Raw genomic sequence first — 16,244 nt, 5'->3', positions numbered from 1 at the left:
AATTTGACAATCTATATGATATTCACTTCTCTTTCCAACTCTACGCCGAACTTTGCTTTTACGCTTTGGAGAATGTCTTCACTGAGATCGTAGATCTCTTTTCCTGTGGCGTGCCCGTAATTCACCAATACAAGTGCCTGGCGTGCATGACAGCCGGCATCGCCTCTGCGCACGCCTTTCCAGCCACATTGTTCGATGAGCCAGCCTGCAGCCAGCTTCACACTGCCATCTGCATTAGCATAGCCAACGATGCCCGGAAAGGACTGTTGTAGCTGTGCATATTGATCAGCAGGAATAGAAGGGTTTTTAAAGAAGCTGCCGGCATTGCCGATCTCATTAGGGTCGGGCAATTTAGAACGGCGGATATTGATGACCGCCTGAGAAACGGCTTGTATGCTTAGTTCCTGCACACCCATGTGTTGCAGTTCCTGCTCGATGGCGCCGTAGCTGGTATTGAAACGGGGTGTTTTGTTGAGCCGGTAAGTAACATTCAGAATAATGAATTGATCGCGGTACTGCCGTTTGAATACGCTTTCCCGGTAACCGAATTGACAATCATTCACACTGAATGTGTGTACTTTTTTATCGTGGATATGATAAGCTTGCAGTTCTTCAAACACATCTTTGATCTCCACACCATAAGCACCAATGTTTTGCATGGGGCTGGCGCCTACATTGCCGGGAATGAGTGACAGGTTCTCTACTCCGGCCAGGTTCCTTTGCAGGCAATGCTGCACAAAGCCATGCCAGCTCTCCCCTGCCCCGGATTGTATATATATATGGTTGGCGTCTTCCTTTACAATGTCGATACCTTTTATCTCATTCTTCAGCACCAGTCCATCATAATCTTTCGTGAAGAGAAGATTGCTGCCGCCGCCCAATACCAGCAAGGGCGTTGTAGCGGGGCGTTGTGCTAACAATTCTGATAACTCATCTGTGTCACTAAATGTGGCAAATGCACGGGCTTTGGCATCGATGCCCATGGTATTATAAGAACGCAGGGAAACATTGTTAAGCATATCCATATAGTTACATCGTATCTACGTCAACAATAGCAATCACCTTCCTGAAACGTTGGTTCTGGTGCATAATAGCGATCTGCTCCTGAATCTGCTGCTTGCAGCGCTGGATGATCTGCGCTTCGCGTGGCAGCTTGATCAGCAGTTCCATCAGGTATTGATTACGCACCCGGTTTACAATGGGTTCGGCAGGACCAACGAGGTAATTGCCAAACTCCGATTTAAGGCCGGCGGCAATGCTGTTGGCGGCTGCATCGGCTATATCCTTGATGGGGTGCTTAAAGGTGATCATGATACAGCGTGTGAAAGGTGGATAGCCAAACTGCCGCCTTCCTTCGATCTCATAGAGATAAAAGGAATGATAGTCGTGCTGCTGCACAAAGCCCAGTACCGGATGCCTGGTATTCGATACTTGCACCAATACAAGCCCTTGTTCATCCTTGCGTCCTGCACGGCCACTCACCTGCTCCATCAGTTGGAAAGCCCGTTCGTTGACCCTGAAGTCGGCAAAGCTCAATATGCTGTCGGCATCGAGGATGCCCACGAGGGATACATGTTCGAAGTCAAGCCCTTTCACTACCATTTGTGTGCCCACCAGCATGTCCAGTTTTTGTTGTTCAAACTGCTGGATGAGGCTATCATGTGCTGTTTTCCCTTTTACACTGTCCACGTCCATGCGCGCGATCCTGTATTTGGGAAACTGTTCTTCGAGTTGTTCTTCGATCTTTTCCGTTCCAAAGTTGCGTTGCAGGAAACGATCACTGCCACAGGCCATGCAGGTATACACAGGCGGGTACACCGTACCGCAATAATGACAATGCAGCTTATTGGTATTCTTGTGGAAAGTAAGAGAAACGTCACAGTGCTTGCACTGCGGTATCCAGCCGCAAGACTGGCATATCTGGTAAGGTGAATAACCGCGGCGGTTCTGAAAAAGGATCACCTGTTTATTTCTTTCCAGCGACTGCTCGATGGCCGACTGCAGCTCGGGGGTGATCATGATCTTGTCCTTTTCAGGCCGCATGATCTTCTTGGTATCGATGATATGTATAACGGGCAGCTGCACGCCGCCAAAACGTTCGTTCAGCTGTACTAATCCATACTTCTGGGTTTGAGCGTTGAAGTAACTCTCAATAGAAGGAGTGGCACTGCCCAGCAATACCTTTGCATTGAATAAAGATGCATAATAAACAGCGCCGTCCCGCGCATGGTAGCGCGGCGCCGGATCTTGCTGTTTGTAAGAGGTGTCGTGTTCTTCATCGGCTACGATCAAACCCAGGTCGCTGAAAGGAAGGAATAACGAAGAACGGGCGCCCAATACGATCTTCAGTTCGCCGGTCTTTACTTTATTCCAGATCTCCAGTCTTTCGTTCTGGTTGAACTTGCTGTGATAGATACCGATATAGCCACCAAAGTGTCTTTGGAGGCGGCGGATGACCTGTGAAGTAAGTGCGATCTCGGGCAGCAGGTACAATACCTGTTTACCCTGACGTACGAATTGCTCCATCAGCTTTACGTATACCTGTGTTTTGCCGCTGGAGGTGACACCATGCAGCAGGCAGACTGGTTTTTCAGTCAGCGCCGCATTGACTCCTTCCAGTGCAGTTTGCTGCGCGGGTGTAAGTGTAAAGTCAATGTTGATGTTCCTCGGAAGGTACATCAGGCGGTCTACATTACGCTTTTCGAGGAACAGGATGTTCTTATCGACCAGTCCCTTCAGTTGTGCATCGGAAGCGCCGCTCTTTTTAAGCAGGTTGGCTTTCGATACTTCGCCTTCTGTTTTATTGAGGTGGAGGTAGCTCAGCAGCAACTCCATTTGCTTCTCGGCCCGTTGTAGTTTTTTATCCTCGTTCAGCAGTTTGGCCAGCTCGTCTTCATTGTCGTACACCGGGTTCAGCAGCACGAAGGTTTCTTTGCGCGGCGTGTACGTTTCTTTGAGGGCTTCCCAAACAAAGCAGACCTTCTTGTCGATGAGTCTCTTGATAACGGGATATACGTGGGAGGAGTCGAGTATCTGCTGCACTTCGGCCAGCTTCAGCTCTTTCTTAATTAATAAGGCTTCCGATACTATATATTCGTCATGGTCGAGTTGCTCGAAGTTTTCGCCATACTCTTCATTGAACACCAGTTGTGTTTCGCTGCTCAGCTTGAAGTGAGCAGGCAGTGCTGCCGCCATCACTTCTCCTTCGCTGCACATGTAGTAGCGGGCGATCCACTCCCACAGTTTCAACTGCTCCGGGTAAACAATGGGTTCTACATCCAGTATGTTGAGGATGTCTTTGGGTTCGAAGAATTCAGGCTTTTCATTGTGCAGTCGTTTTACAACGCCTGCATATCTTTTTGTTTGCTTCAACCCCACTTCCACGCGTACGCCGGGCCTCACCTGTTCCTGTAAGTGAACGGGTACAGCCCAGGTATAGTTTTTTGGCAATGCCAGCGGTATAATTACTTCTGCAAACAAAATAAAAAATTAAGGCGCAAGATACGCTTTCATCATTCAATCCAGTCGGCTTTGTATTCGCGGAGCTTCTGTTCCATGATGTCGAATACTTTTTGTTTCAGCGCAGGAAGGTCTTTATTGGTGAGGCCTTCTACCGGAATGGGCGCCAGGAATACCGATCGTGACCGGCCGGGGTTGATGGAGAATACGCTTTTGTAATGCATGCGGGCATAGCTATCGAGGAACAACACCGGTTTGATGGGTGTTTGTGTTTCGATGGCAATGCGGAATGCACCATCATAGAATTCTTTTACCGGTTGATGGGTTTCGTTGAAAGTGCCTTCCGGGAAGATGAAGATAGATATACCTTTTTTGATGACTGCTTTGAGGGTACGCACACTGCGGGCGCGGCCCTCTGCGCTGCTGCGATCCACCGTTACCACCGTATTGCGGTAGATGTATCCGAATACAGGTATTTTGGACATTTCCTGCTTGCCAAGTACCCTTACTGGTTGCCTGATCGTTGTGACGATAATAGGCGCATCGAGGTATGAGATATGATTGGCAACAAAAATGTATTGTTCTTTCTTGTTGTGCGGGACTTCGTAGATGTTCTTGTGGCGGATGCCGATGAAAAAGAACCATAGCTCCCCCCAGAGATTACATAAACCGTAAATGAAATTACCTCCTGCTACTTTCCCAAAAAAGGAACCGGCGATCACGGCCGGCAGCACACTGATCATGAGCCATACAAATATCACGTATGCATACACACAGTAAAGCCATTTAAGCGGGGTCTTGAGCCATTTCATGAGGCAGCGTCAGGATTTGAATCGGGAAAAGTAGTGATAAAGTTTGAAAGTAAATAAGTTGAAAAGTTAATATGAGCGAAGACCTGACGTTCAGTAGTTTCTGTCCGCAACTCGTCGCTCATATCCGAAGCTATTTGCAATCGCAGCTCCAGTCTGTGTCCAGGTCAATGACGGTAATAACTACCATACCTCTGTCGGCGGGAGCAAAAACGATGCGTACCTGCTGACCGTCGCGGGTGCGGCCTTCAAGAGCATATTTGGGGTCGGGCCGGGCGGCGGGTTCGCTTTTCTTGTCGTTGACCACGCCGTGTTCGAGGATGTCCTTTACCTCACTTTCGTCGATATGACGGCAGGCCATGCGGCAGCGGGCATGTTTGGTGAAGATCAGCTTGCCGTCGGCATGGCGACGGTCGAAACCCATATCACGTACAGGTTTGTCGCTGGGTGGGTGGGTGATCCGCTTCCGGCGCTGGCTGGCCGTGTCGTCAACCTTTTGGGGATCGGTCTTTACTTCTTCCTGGCGGGGTTGTTCTTTATCCTGCTTTTTGCGTGAGTGCTTGTTATTCAGTGCGATAGTAAGGGCTATGCCGATGGTTATAAAGGCTGAGACGAGCGGTATCCACGTTTTTTTCATGGCGGCAAATTACGCCAGACTGAAGTATCTTTGCCCCGTCATGGCAGAAAAAAGGACTGTAGCTTTTCATACGTTGGGTTGTAAACTCAACTTTTCAGAAACTTCCACGCTTTCACGTTTACTGGAGAATGAAGGATTTGAGAAAACCTCTTTTGAGGATCAGGCTGATGTGTACGTGATCAACACTTGCTCTGTGACGGATAATGCCGACAAGGAATGCCGGCACCTGGTGCGCCGCATCCAGCGTAAATCGCCTGAAAGCCTGGTGGTCATCACCGGCTGCTATGCTCAATTGAAGCCCAAAGAAATTGCAGAGATACCCGGTGTAGACCTCGTATTGGGGGCTGCCGAGAAGTTCAACATCGCGCAGCATATCAGGGAGCTCGCTAAAGGCGATTCTGCCAAGATATGCAGCTGCGATATCGAAACGATTACCGGTTTCAATGCTTCTTATTCCATCAATGACAGAACGCGCACATTCCTGAAAGTGCAGGATGGCTGCGATTATAACTGCTCTTTCTGTACCATTCCCATGGCCAGGGGCAAAAGCCGTAGTGACAGTATCGATAATGTGTTGCGCAATGTGGAAGAGCTGACAACTACCGGTGTCAAAGAGATCGTCTTAACAGGTGTGAACCTGGGCGATTTTGGCAAGGGGCCGGATGGTAATAAAAGGCATGAAGAGAACTTCATGGACCTCATCCGGGAGCTGGATAAAGTGAAAGGCATCGAGCGTTATCGTATTTCTTCTATCGAGCCTAACCTGCTTACTAACGAGATCATTGAGTTTGTGGCCAATAGCGATCGTTTTATGCCGCATTTCCACATACCGCTGCAAAGTGGCAGTAATGAGGTGCTGAGATTGATGAGAAGGCGTTACAAGCGCGAGTTGTATGCCGATCGTGTGAATCTGATCAAGACTTTGATGCCGCATTGCGCAGTGGGTGTCGACGTCATTGTAGGCTTTCCCGGCGAGTCAAACGCCCATTTCAAAGAAACTTTTGATTTTTTGCATGGACTTGACGTAACTTATCTTCACGTTTTCACGTATTCTGAAAGGGACAATACCAAAGCATTGGAGATTGAGCCCGTAGTACCAGTCAATATCCGCAATGAAAGAAATAAATCGCTGCGTAACTTGTCCTATATGAAAATGCAGTATTTTACCCAACTGCATGCTGGTCAAACCCGTAAAGTATTATTCGAAAGGCATGAACGTAATGGTATGATGGAAGGTTATACCGACAATTATATCAAGGTAACTATGCCGTACCGGGCTGATTATGCAAACGAGGTAAGAGACTGTACGTTGTAAACATTTAAGAACAGTCAGGTGTTAGAAATGGATTAGTATGAAGAAATTCCAGGTAACGATACAATTTGAGATGGATGATGAGTTCATGTCCCTGGTCCCCTCCCACCGAGTATACATCGATACGCTCATAGAAAAGGGGGTCATAGATCAGTATGTGGTGTCAATGGAAACCCAACGTGTTTGGATCACTTTTACAGCCAAAGACAAGAATGAGATTGAGGATTATCTTGTTAAGTCTCCTATTCACAAATACTGGAGCTACGAGATAGATGAGCTGTTTATCTATGACGGCCAGCATTACAGGCTGCCGGCGGTACAACTGAATTAGTCGGCAATCGGCAGTCGTAAATCGGCAATAAATCATTCGGAACGGTTGATTGAATGCAACTTGCATTTGATCAACCGTTTTGCTTTACAGGCACCATTGCCGATTTACGACTGCCGATTGCCGATCAATACTTCAGCCAATACTTATAGAAGGCAGGGAATTCTCTGGTCAGGCCATACCAATCTTTGATGGCTGTAAACTTCGAATGGTCGCCGGCTACTGTCGGAAATCCTAATTTTTTAACAATGTATTTAGAGCGGGTAACGTGGTAATAGCTGGTTACTACTACGGCCGATTGATAATGCGTTGTTGTATTTAGTGTAAGAAAGTTTTTGGCAGTCAGGTAGCTGTTGTCGCCCAAATTGTCTACAATAATATCCTGACCGGGCACGCCCTGTGCTATCAAATAGTTCCGCATTCCATCTCCTTCGGGGTAATCGGATGTGCCGATGCCGCCGCTTACAAATATTTTCCTGACCTGTTTATTGCGGTACAGCTCCAGGGCTGCATCTACCCTGCCCTTGAGCCAGGGCGATAGGCTACCATCTTTAAAAACGGTATTGCCCAATACGATGGCTACATCTGCTTTGCCGGTAAAATCGTGCAGGCCGTCTTTTACTACCCATAAAGTATGTAAGAAGAACCAGGCGAGGAAGAAAAGGATAATGATGCGGAGTTTGTTTAACATGAAGGGGTTTAATGCTATTTAGCCAGCCATGCTGGTTTTGTTTTCAATATCTTTTTATAGATGGGGCAGCTTTCAATATGTGCACCGGGCAAGTAGCCAATGCTCATTAGGAATGAGTGAACGATCTCTCCTCCAGTGAAAAGAAATGTCTTTTTAAACAGCTTCACCCACTCTTCTTTTGTTTTTGGGTGGTTTGCCTTTAACCACTCCTGAAAGGAGCCAAATTCTTTTTGCAGCTGCTTAATGCGTTTGGCATTTTCGATGGCGGCATTTATTTTTAAACGGTTGCGGATGATGCCTTCATCCTGCAGCAGGCGGGCTACTTTTTTATCTGTGTATCTGGCTACTTTATCGATGTCGAAACTGTCGAATGCTTTGTAGAAGTTGTCTTTCTTTTTCAGGATGGTGAGCCAGCTCAGCCCTGCCTGGTTGATCTCCAGTACCAGCCGGGCAAAGAGTTCATTGTCATTTTTGATGGGAAACCCATACTCATAATCGTGGTAATGTATGTGTACGTTGCCGGGTTCCATTTCCCAGACGGCTTCACAGTAACTTTTTTTGGGTGCTTGGGGCATATTGTCCTTTCAAAATTAGTTGGACAGGGGCCTAAAAAAAGAAATTCTCCTAATTTTTTTCTGAAAAAAGTATTTAGTACCTTTTCTTTGCCTTTTGCTTCATTAAGGTTTGGTTAGCAACGTTTCCACACAGTTCATTTTCAGCACAAGATCAATTCCCTTACCTGCCCGGCGAGCGTAAAAGCAGGAAAGCCCGGAATAACGGGTACCTTTAAGTCGCTGGCTCTGAATAGACGACCGTTTATGCATGTTTGAAGTAGCGCAAACCTGCACCACAAAAACTTATTATGATCACTTCTACACACCCTTTGAACATACTGGTAGTGGAGGATAATCCGAGTGACTATTTCCTGTTCACAGAATACCTTCGGCTGACAGGGCTGCCCGTGCGCGAGTTGCACCATGCCGAGAAGCTACAGGAAGCGCTGGAGATAGTACAGGATGATGCGCCCGATCTTATTTTTCTCGATCTCACCTTGCCTGACAGTGAGGGCATTCATTCTTTTGCCCGCATCAACGACCAGGCTCCTCATATTTCCATTGTTGTGCTTTCCGGTGTGTCTGATACCCAGATAGCCCTTAATACCATCGTGATGGGTGCGCAGGATTACCTCGTAAAAGGCGAGTTTGATGAAAAGCTGCTGGCCAAATCCATTCAATATAGCATCGAGCGCAAGAAGATATTGCAAAAGGTGGTAGAGAACTATGAACGCTACAATACGTTGATCAAAGCCACCAACGATACCATCTGGGATTGGGATATTCGCACCAACGAGATCTTATGGAATGAGGGTATCACCAATATATTTGGTTATAAGCCTGTGGATGTACAAAACACCATCGAGTGGCATAATCAAAAGATACACCCGGAGGACAGGGACCGGGTATTGCAGCGGATAACGCAATGTATCGAGGAGGGTAAAGACCAATGGCAGGAAGAGTACCGCTTCATGTCTGCCGCCGGCACTTATCGTTTTGTATTTGACCGGGGATATATTCTTCGTACCGACCAGCGCCGGCCCTACCGGGTGATCGGCGCCATGATGGACATTACCGAACGCAAGAAGATGCAGGAAGAGCTTATGCGCAGCCAGATAGAGACGCAAAAGCTGATCACGCAGATCACCATTCAAACACAGGAGCAGGAAAGAAGGGAAATTGGCCGTGAGTTGCACGATAATATCAACCAGATACTGGCTACCGCCAAGTTGTGCGTGGACATGGCCATCAATGATGATGACATTCGTAAAGAGTTGCTGCATAAGAGCTACGACAATATCTCCAAGGCCATTAATGAAATAAGGTCTTTGTCCAAGAACCTCGTTCCGCCTTCTCTTGGTGATATCGGTCTCAAAGAAGCATTATTGGAAATGATCGAGAACATGACTGTGTCGCCTGAGTTGCACATCAGGATAAAGGCGAACGACCAGCACATAGAAAGCTTATCCAACAATAAAAAGCTGATCCTCTATCGTATTGTGCAGGAACAAATGAACAACATCGTAAAGCACGCCCGTGCAACGCATGCAGACATAGAGTTGAAGACTTCCCGCAAGAAAGCGCACCTTGTTATCAAAGACAATGGTATTGGCTTCGATCCCAAGCAAAAGGCCAAAGGGATTGGACTGAACAATATTGTGAGCCGGGTGGAAATGCAGAATGGCAATATGGAGATCATCAGCAGCAGTGGCCAGGGCTGTGTATTGAAGGTCGATATTCCCTTGTGACGGCAATCGGCAGTCGTCAATCGGCAATCAAAGACATATCAGGCTTCATTAAAGTCGAAATGTTCCTTCAGGATCTCTATTACTGTCTCCTGGGTAAGTGGCTTATTGCGGTAGCTGGAGATATAGCTGATGCGGCTGGCTTTTGATTCATCTTCCGGGTTGAATGAAGTGGTAAGCATTACCACGATGATGGCTGCTTTTTGTTCGGGAGACAGTTTATCGTATCTCTCCAGAAACTCCCAGCCATCCATGGCCGGCATGTTGATATCCAACAGGATCAATTCGGGTGTGGGCAGTTGGCCGCCTTCTGCCGATTGTTGTTTGCCCGACAGGTAGTCCAACGCATCGCGGGCGCTTTGCGTTACTTTTACTTCTTTCACATAACCCGTTTCTTCAATAATCATCTTATTGAGGAAATTGGTAGGCTCATCATCATCGATGAGCAGCACACATTCTAATTTTCTTTTCATTTGTTTACTGAATTTCAGAAATGGTAAAGTAGAACGTACTTCCAACGCCTGGCTCTGATTCCACCCAGATCGTGCCCCCGTGCAGTTCTACAATTTTCTTGCAGTGTGCAAGGCCGATGCCCGAGCCTTCATAGTCTGTGCGATTGTGTAATCGCTGGAAGATAACAAATATACGTTCAAGGTATTGTGGTTCAATACCTATACCATTGTCTTTAAATGCAAATTCCCAACCTCCGTCGGCCCTCATCGCACTGATTTCTACCAGTGGAGGTAAATCTGGCCTGCGAAATTTGATGCTATTGCTCACCAGATTCTGGAACAACAGTTTCAGCTCCGTCGGAAAAGCGTCCAGTAAAGGCAACTGTCCGGACCTCAATTCGGCCTGACTTTCCCTGATCACTTTATTGAGATCGGCTTTCACTTGTTCTACAATGGCGTTGCAATCTATCTGCCTTTTCTCTTTTTCGCGCCCAAGTCTTGAATAATCCAACAGGTCTTTGATCAATACCTTCATCCGGTCAGACGACTGGACCATATAATCCAGGTACTTGTCGGCGTTCTCATCCAGCTTGCCTTTGTATTGCTTGCGCAGCAGGTCTACAAAGCTGGACGTGGTGCGCAAGGGTTCCTGCATATCGTGTGATGCCACATAGGCAAACTGCTCGAGCTCTTTGTTCTTACGTTCCAATTCTTCTGTGCGTTGCCGCACTTTTCGCTCAAGGATAATATTGGTTTCGCGGATCACTTTTTCCAGCTGCTTTTTCTCGGATACATCCCGTATGGAGGCGGTGAGCATCATGCCTTCATCGGTTTCCATGGGGCTGAGGCTCATTTCGACGGGAAACTCGCGGCCATCTTTTCGTATGGCGAACATTTCAAAGCCTTCGGCCACCTGGGTGGACTGTGACGTGTCGAAGAAGCTGAAACGCCTGAACGGGTGCATTTTTTCATAGCGCTGTGGTATCAGCATTTCTATGCGTTTACCGATCATTTCTTCCCGGCCATAGCCAAACAGTTTCACTGTTTGTGCATTGACCAGTTGTATATCTCCTGCTTCATTGACTACGATAATGCCATCGGGCGCGCGTTCGAGGAAGTTCCTGAACTTGTCTTCTGCTTTCTTGCGTTGTTCTACTTCTTCTTCCAGCTCGCGTGATGAACGTAAGCTAAACGCTACGGGTAATACTTTTATTAGATAGAACACCGTGATCCAGCTCAATACTCCTGTAATTGCCCGGATAAGGGCATTGACGCGGTAAGCAGGGAACCAGAATGTGATGGCATCGAAAAAGTGAGTGGCGCCACACGCCAGGATAAAGGCTGCGAACAGAAAGTACAACCGTATAAAACGTGCGTCGTGCTTCTTCGTAATAAAGCGAATGATAATAAAGGGGATAGCAAAGTAAGCGGACCAAACCAAAAGGTCACTGATGATGTATAACCATCCGTGGAATTCAGTCCACTTGCCACAATGCCAGCGTGGGGGCCAATCCGAGGTATCGAATAATCTGACAAAAAAATCTACGACCTGGTTCATGCATTAATATTGGCTACTACCCGAAGAGCTTGGTGATGCAGAGCTGGAGAATGACATTGCTCAAATTAAAACTGCTGCACAATATAGTAATAAAATGAATTTTCTAAATACGTGGATCGGTTGATTTTCCGTTTTCGAGTACTATCACGTTGGTATTTGCGTGATAAACAGTTTTTACTTTTGCCGGTTTTTGGCATATTTGTGGATAATGTTCGCTATACAACTATGAGAATCATCTACTTCGCTTTATCCTTTTGCTTATTGGCCGGTTGTGGTGAAACGGCTACAACGCCTGCGTCCGGAAAGAAAGATAGTACCCAGGGTCCTACTGTCGTCAATCCTGCCGCCAATGTACCGTTGTTTCGTGATACCTTGCAGAAAGCTCCGGTTGCAGAATACCGCGTCAAGACCGACAATCCTTTGAATGATTGGTATTTTTCGGTGCGGTTGTACGAAACTCCCAAGACATTTTATTACCTGATGCGCCTGCAGTTTGAAGAGATTCAAGGGACGGATACGTTGAAGTTGCCCAACTTCGGCACTATGCCCCAACCTGAGGTCCGCAAAGGGCCGGAAGGTTATTCCTGTATCGTTGGGTTCCTTGACAAGGACAAGCAGTTCCGGGAATACAAGAAAGTGTATGTGGTGGGTGGCACCCTGAAGGTGACGGCGCTGAAGCATTATGCGGTAGCTACTTATCAGCAGTAGAATTGTCTTATCTTGGTAGGAATATCATTATAGTATGGAAAGACAGCTCACTTCCTGGCATAGCCCTTCGTTGAATAAGGAAATGCCAATGGCCGTTTATGGGCATTATGGTTTTGCCTTGTTGCTTATTCCTACGGCTGCTGCCGACTACCTCGAATACGAGCGGTTTGGATTAATAGAATCTCTGCGTCCTTTTATCGATGGCGGAAAAGTAAAAGTATTTTCCATCAACAGCATCAATACGGAAAGCTGGATGAATAATGAGATGCAGCCGCGTCATAAAGCGATCCGTCACCGCCAGTGGAATGATTATGTATATAATGAGGTGATCCCTTTTGTACATACGCACACCAGTGGAGAAACTCCCGTGATCGTATCTGGCGCCTCCTTTGGTGCTTTGCACAGCGCCAACCTCTTCTTTCAGCGGCCTGACCTTCTCAACGGTTGTATCGCGATGAGTGGGGTGTATGAGCTTACCGAATATACCAAGGGGTACTTTGACGATGATGTATATTTCAACAGTCCCATGCATTATATGCCCAACCTGACTGACCATTCCATCCTGGAACAGATCAGGCGCAGCCATCATATTCATTTGTTCTCCGGCAGTGGCGATTATGAAGATCCTGAATCGGCGCGCCGCTTTGCCGGCATTCTGTATGGCAAAGGGATCAATTACGAGCTGGATATCTGGGGGCATGAATGGAAACATGACTGGCCTACGTGGAAGGCGATGCTCCCCCACTACTTAGGAACAAGGTTTTAAGTTCAGATCAATTTATCGAGGAGGTTGATGAATTCTTCGCGGTCGATCATACGGGCGCCTAAGGAAGCGAGGTGTTCGGTGTGTACCTGGCAGTCGATCAGCTGAACTCCTTCTGACTTCAGTAATTGAACGTAGCTGATGAAGGCATACTTGCTGGCGTTGCTGGCTCTGCTGAACATGCTTTCGCCAAAGAATACTTTTCCCATCCGGATACCGTAGAGCCCTCCTACCAATTCTCCATCGAGCCATGCTTCGGCGCTGTGTGCATAACCCTGGTGATGTAAATCTGTGTAGGCTTCTTCCACAGCTGGCGTGATCCAGGTGCCGTCCTGTCCCTGCCGTTTGATGGATTTGCAGGCATTGATCACTTCGGAAAAGGCTTTGTTGACCGTAAAAGTAAAGGCATCCCGCTTCAGCAATTGCTGCATGCTTTTGCTCACTTTCAATTCATCGGGGAATAATACAAAGCGTGGATGGGGACACCACCATAAAATGTGGGCGCCTTCGTACCAGGGGAAGATGCCGCTGCGATAAGCGAGTAATAAACGTTCGCGGGAGAGGTCGCCGCCGATGGCCAGCAAGCCGTCGGGTTCAGCCAGATGTACAGGAGGAAAATAAATGTCTTTTTCTAACGCAAATAATGGCATAGCAGCAAGGGTTATGCAGCCACTACTTCGATGGTAGCTCCAATGCCTCTTTCGGTAATGGCATCGCATTGTGGCTTCAGCTCATCATAGGAACCCTGCTTTACAGCATATTTTCCCTGGAAGTGGATGATGTAGGCGCATTGCTCGGCCTGCTCGGCGCTGTGGCCGCAAACCTGTACCAATGTTTCGATTACATGTTCAAAAGTGTTCACCTCATCATTCCACACAATGAGGCTACAGGGCTCTTCACTTTCGGTGAGCACATCCACATCTTCTGACTCGTAAGGGCGTGTAGGTCCGTCAAATGCCATAAAATCAGTGTATTGATGACACAAATGTATAAAAACGGATGCACGGAGACAAGCCCGGGTAAACTTCCTTTGACAGACAATATGGCTACTGATCATCAACTACTTATAATTGTCTTTTTCTTCAACTCCTGCAGCAGCCGGGTAAAGAAGGTCTCAAAATTGGGGTAAGTCGGGTTGTCCAGGTATTCCTGTTCTATGATACCTATGAACAGCGGGACGAAGGCATAGAACTGGTTGTTTTCGAAACGCTTCATTTCTGCTTCTCTGGTTGCGTAACGATGTTTGATGCGCAAGAGGCTGGTAACGGACTGTGTTACGTTCTCGTTGAGGAGCTTTGACCAGCTCAATGGTCCGGCAGCTTTTTGTAGTGTGGTGTCTTTTTCCAATATGCTTTTAAGGCTATCGATAGAATGGCTGTAATGCTCAAAGGTGCTTTCAAGGTAAGCGTGCCCTCCTTCATGCCATACCAACTGGCTTATCCACCAGGGCATGTAAAAATTAGGGTGCAGGTGGATGGAATCTCTGCTGCCAACCAGGGTGCCATACGCTATCATCAAAACCATCTTATCAGCATAGCGTGGATTAATGCTTTTCATATCGGGTGAAGCATAAGCTGAGCAGTTGGTGCCGCCTAACTCAAAGACGATCTCTTTGGATGCCTGCACGCGGTAAAAGCTGTCCAGTGCAGCGGCCTGTCCTTTTTCAAAGATGTTGCGTTCAAAAGCAGTGATCCAGTTATTGTATTCTGCCTGGTGTTGTTGAAAGAAGCGCCAGAACTTAGTGTCGTTATAAAAATCAAGGCAGGCTTCAAAATAGTCCTGTATCTGGGCAAGGGTGAACTTCTTTTCATAGCCACTAAGTGTATCCAGTTTATGTACGCGGGCTTTGGGGAAGTTGTAAAACGCCCAGCTCAGGCGTGTAGGAAAATCGCAGCTTACATAGGGCAGTGCCTTTGCTTTCTGTACGGCCGGGTGGTCTTTGTACTTTTCGAAATACTGCATTACCTCCTGCTGGTAAGCCGAGCGGGTAAACTCAGCCTTACCTGTCAGCAGATGGATCACGCTGAGCAGTTCCGTGCCGGGATAAACGGTGACGGTGAATTTAGTTTTGGTTTGGGTAAAGGCATGTGTAGCGATACCCAACAAAAGGATAAGTGAGAATAATCGTTTCATGCTCTGAAGAGAGTGCTTTCACGGAACGAATGTTGCACGTAGCGATAAAAGAATCTACTGCCAACGTTATTGCTGAGTTACAACGGGTGTGTTGCATAGGGGCGCGTCCTGCCCTGCCCTTTTTTGCAAATTGCACCTGTTTTTGGGTTTCGTGCTATTAGTACGTACCATCTACGGCTGATCTACGTACTATCTACGTACCATCCATGGACTATCTATGGTGCATCCGCTCTTCATTTTCCTTTTCTATTCTTCTTTTCTTCCCTTTTCCGGAATCTTTCCCATTTCTATTTTGTTGTTCGTCTCTAACAGCGAGCGTCGAATATACAATACCGGTAATGCGGTTTCCAAATTTACTTCTGTGCAGAATGGGATGAAATGGGAGAGTTTCGGAAGGAATGGGATAAAACAGGAATCACTTTCTCCCATTCTCTCCTATTCTATCCGAAACCAGGATAAATAAATTTGGAAACGGGTATCTCGATGTTGTACGTTTGTCTGGATCGGTAAGTCATGACTCACTTTTTTTAAAAAAGTTCATTCGTGCTGATGCTGTAAATCATAAACTGGTAACTGATCAATACTGGTTTGGGATTCAGTAGAAGCGTGATGAACGATGTGCAGCATTTATCTTCAGTTGTTTCGGCTGGCCACGGCCAACTCAGTATATCGTTGCGCATATGATGATTTAATAGCAGCACCGGCAACGGCAGTACACTGCTACCTCGCTCCACTCCGGCAATTGTTGTTCAGTAGTTGTTTTACAATAGTAGTAGTTCCCTACAAGGAGCAAACTATTGGCAGCTTTCTGCGCAACAGCCAACCGAGATGCTTCCTGCAATCTTTGGTGGTTTTGCCGGGGTCCCGTTTCAGCAGGAACTCCGTTGCCGGGTTTTGACTGTGCCGGGAAGACGGGAAGTAAGAAGGATAATCCTTTTTGCTTTCCGGCGTCCTGGTTTGTAGGAAGTCGTACAATGAGAACAAAAAAGAACCGTTACTGTTAATACAGAGAGCAGATGAAGAAATGTCTTTTATGACCCACTCCGTGGAATCTGCCCGTAAGGGGCTGTGTAATATAATCGACATTGCTTACAT

The 16,244-nt window shown here is 47.1% G+C and carries 17 protein-coding genes; 5 read left to right on the top strand and 12 right to left on the bottom strand.

The features are described from left to right. Positions 1–11: 11 nt before the first annotated feature. The 4 genes from murB to AC5JBY_RS17140 form a co-directional block, all read right to left on the bottom strand. Positions 12–1,019: a UDP-N-acetylmuramate dehydrogenase gene (gene murB, locus AC5JBY_RS17155; RefSeq protein ID WP_495905851.1), complete on the bottom strand. Its 1,008-nt coding sequence runs from the start codon at positions 1,017–1,019 to the stop codon at positions 12–14. Positions 1,020–1,029: 10 nt separating this feature from the next. Beyond that, entirely contained in the window at positions 1,030–3,480 is a 2,451-nt protein-coding gene (gene priA / locus AC5JBY_RS17150; protein ID WP_495905850.1) for a replication restart helicase PriA, read from the bottom strand. A gap of 32 nt (positions 3,481–3,512) precedes the next feature. Further along, positions 3,513–4,271 carry a lysophospholipid acyltransferase family protein gene (locus AC5JBY_RS17145; RefSeq protein ID WP_495905849.1) on the bottom strand — a complete coding sequence of 253 codons (759 nt, stop codon included), beginning with the start codon at positions 4,269–4,271 and terminating at the stop codon, positions 3,513–3,515. Positions 4,272–4,401: 130 nt separating this feature from the next. Further along, positions 4,402–4,905 (bottom strand): DUF4258 domain-containing protein, encoded by a 504-nt coding sequence (locus AC5JBY_RS17140; protein ID WP_495905848.1) that lies wholly within the window; start codon positions 4,903–4,905, stop codon positions 4,402–4,404. A 40-nt stretch (positions 4,906–4,945) separates the two neighbouring features. Here AC5JBY_RS17140 and mtaB point away from each other — a divergent pair, with 40 nt between their 5' ends. Together mtaB and AC5JBY_RS17130 are read left to right on the top strand one after the other, a co-directional pair. Next, positions 4,946–6,220 (top strand): tRNA (N(6)-L-threonylcarbamoyladenosine(37)-C(2))-methylthiotransferase MtaB, encoded by a 1,275-nt coding sequence (mtaB, locus tag AC5JBY_RS17135; RefSeq protein ID WP_495905847.1) that lies wholly within the window; start codon positions 4,946–4,948, stop codon positions 6,218–6,220. A 37-nt stretch (positions 6,221–6,257) separates the two neighbouring features. Next, positions 6,258–6,548, top strand: coding sequence for a hypothetical protein (locus tag AC5JBY_RS17130; RefSeq protein WP_495905846.1), 291 nt, complete (start codon positions 6,258–6,260; stop codon positions 6,546–6,548). A gap of 124 nt (positions 6,549–6,672) precedes the next feature. Here the strand turns inward: AC5JBY_RS17130 and AC5JBY_RS17125 are convergent, their stop codons facing one another. Then, the gene (locus AC5JBY_RS17125; protein ID WP_495905845.1) at positions 6,673–7,236 is read right to left on the bottom strand and encodes a SanA/YdcF family protein; all 564 of its coding nucleotides are present in this window, start codon (positions 7,234–7,236) and stop codon (positions 6,673–6,675) included. A gap of 14 nt (positions 7,237–7,250) precedes the next feature. Then, entirely contained in the window at positions 7,251–7,811 is a 561-nt protein-coding gene (locus AC5JBY_RS17120; RefSeq protein ID WP_495905844.1) for a DNA-3-methyladenine glycosylase I, read from the bottom strand. Between the two features lie 287 nt (positions 7,812–8,098). Here AC5JBY_RS17120 and AC5JBY_RS17115 point away from each other — a divergent pair, with 287 nt between their 5' ends. After that, the gene (locus AC5JBY_RS17115; protein WP_495905843.1) at positions 8,099–9,538 is read left to right on the top strand and encodes a sensor histidine kinase; all 1,440 of its coding nucleotides are present in this window, start codon (positions 8,099–8,101) and stop codon (positions 9,536–9,538) included. A gap of 38 nt (positions 9,539–9,576) precedes the next feature. Here the strand turns inward: AC5JBY_RS17115 and AC5JBY_RS17110 are convergent, their stop codons facing one another. Together AC5JBY_RS17110 and AC5JBY_RS17105 are read right to left on the bottom strand one after the other, a co-directional pair. Further along, the gene (locus tag AC5JBY_RS17110) at positions 9,577–10,008 is read right to left on the bottom strand and encodes a response regulator (protein ID WP_495905842.1); all 432 of its coding nucleotides are present in this window, start codon (positions 10,006–10,008) and stop codon (positions 9,577–9,579) included. Between the two features lie 4 nt (positions 10,009–10,012). Further along, entirely contained in the window at positions 10,013–11,545 is a 1,533-nt protein-coding gene (locus tag AC5JBY_RS17105; RefSeq protein WP_495905841.1) for a sensor histidine kinase, read from the bottom strand. A 225-nt stretch (positions 11,546–11,770) separates the two neighbouring features. Between AC5JBY_RS17105 and AC5JBY_RS17100 the strand changes: the two genes are divergently transcribed. Next, positions 11,771–12,253: a hypothetical protein gene (locus tag AC5JBY_RS17100; RefSeq protein WP_495905840.1), complete on the top strand. Its 483-nt coding sequence runs from the start codon at positions 11,771–11,773 to the stop codon at positions 12,251–12,253. 34 nt (positions 12,254–12,287) lie between these two features. Beyond that, the gene (locus AC5JBY_RS17095) at positions 12,288–13,019 is read left to right on the top strand and encodes an esterase family protein (protein WP_495905839.1); all 732 of its coding nucleotides are present in this window, start codon (positions 12,288–12,290) and stop codon (positions 13,017–13,019) included. 2 nt (positions 13,020–13,021) lie between these two features. On the opposite strand, the gene aat is transcribed toward AC5JBY_RS17095, so the two are convergent. The 4 genes from aat to AC5JBY_RS17075 all read right to left on the bottom strand — a co-directional run bounded on the left by aat (position 13,022) and on the right by AC5JBY_RS17075 (position 16,235). Further along, entirely contained in the window at positions 13,022–13,666 is a 645-nt protein-coding gene (gene aat, locus AC5JBY_RS17090) for a leucyl/phenylalanyl-tRNA--protein transferase (protein WP_495905838.1), read from the bottom strand. 11 nt (positions 13,667–13,677) lie between these two features. Continuing rightward, complete coding sequence (locus AC5JBY_RS17085; RefSeq protein WP_495905837.1) at positions 13,678–13,977, bottom strand: ATP-dependent Clp protease adaptor ClpS; 300 nt, start codon at positions 13,975–13,977, stop codon at positions 13,678–13,680. Between the two features lie 95 nt (positions 13,978–14,072). Further along, the gene (locus AC5JBY_RS17080; RefSeq protein WP_495905836.1) at positions 14,073–15,149 is read right to left on the bottom strand and encodes a DUF4932 domain-containing protein; all 1,077 of its coding nucleotides are present in this window, start codon (positions 15,147–15,149) and stop codon (positions 14,073–14,075) included. A 780-nt stretch (positions 15,150–15,929) separates the two neighbouring features. After that, positions 15,930–16,235 (bottom strand): hypothetical protein, encoded by a 306-nt coding sequence (locus tag AC5JBY_RS17075; RefSeq protein WP_495905835.1) that lies wholly within the window; start codon positions 16,233–16,235, stop codon positions 15,930–15,932. Between the last annotated feature and the right edge of the window lie 9 nt (positions 16,236–16,244).

It is taken from the genome of Paraflavitalea sp. (assembly GCF_059502485.1).
The sequence above is the reverse complement of the archived record's forward strand: the minus strand, read 5'-3'. Positions and strand labels throughout refer to the sequence as shown.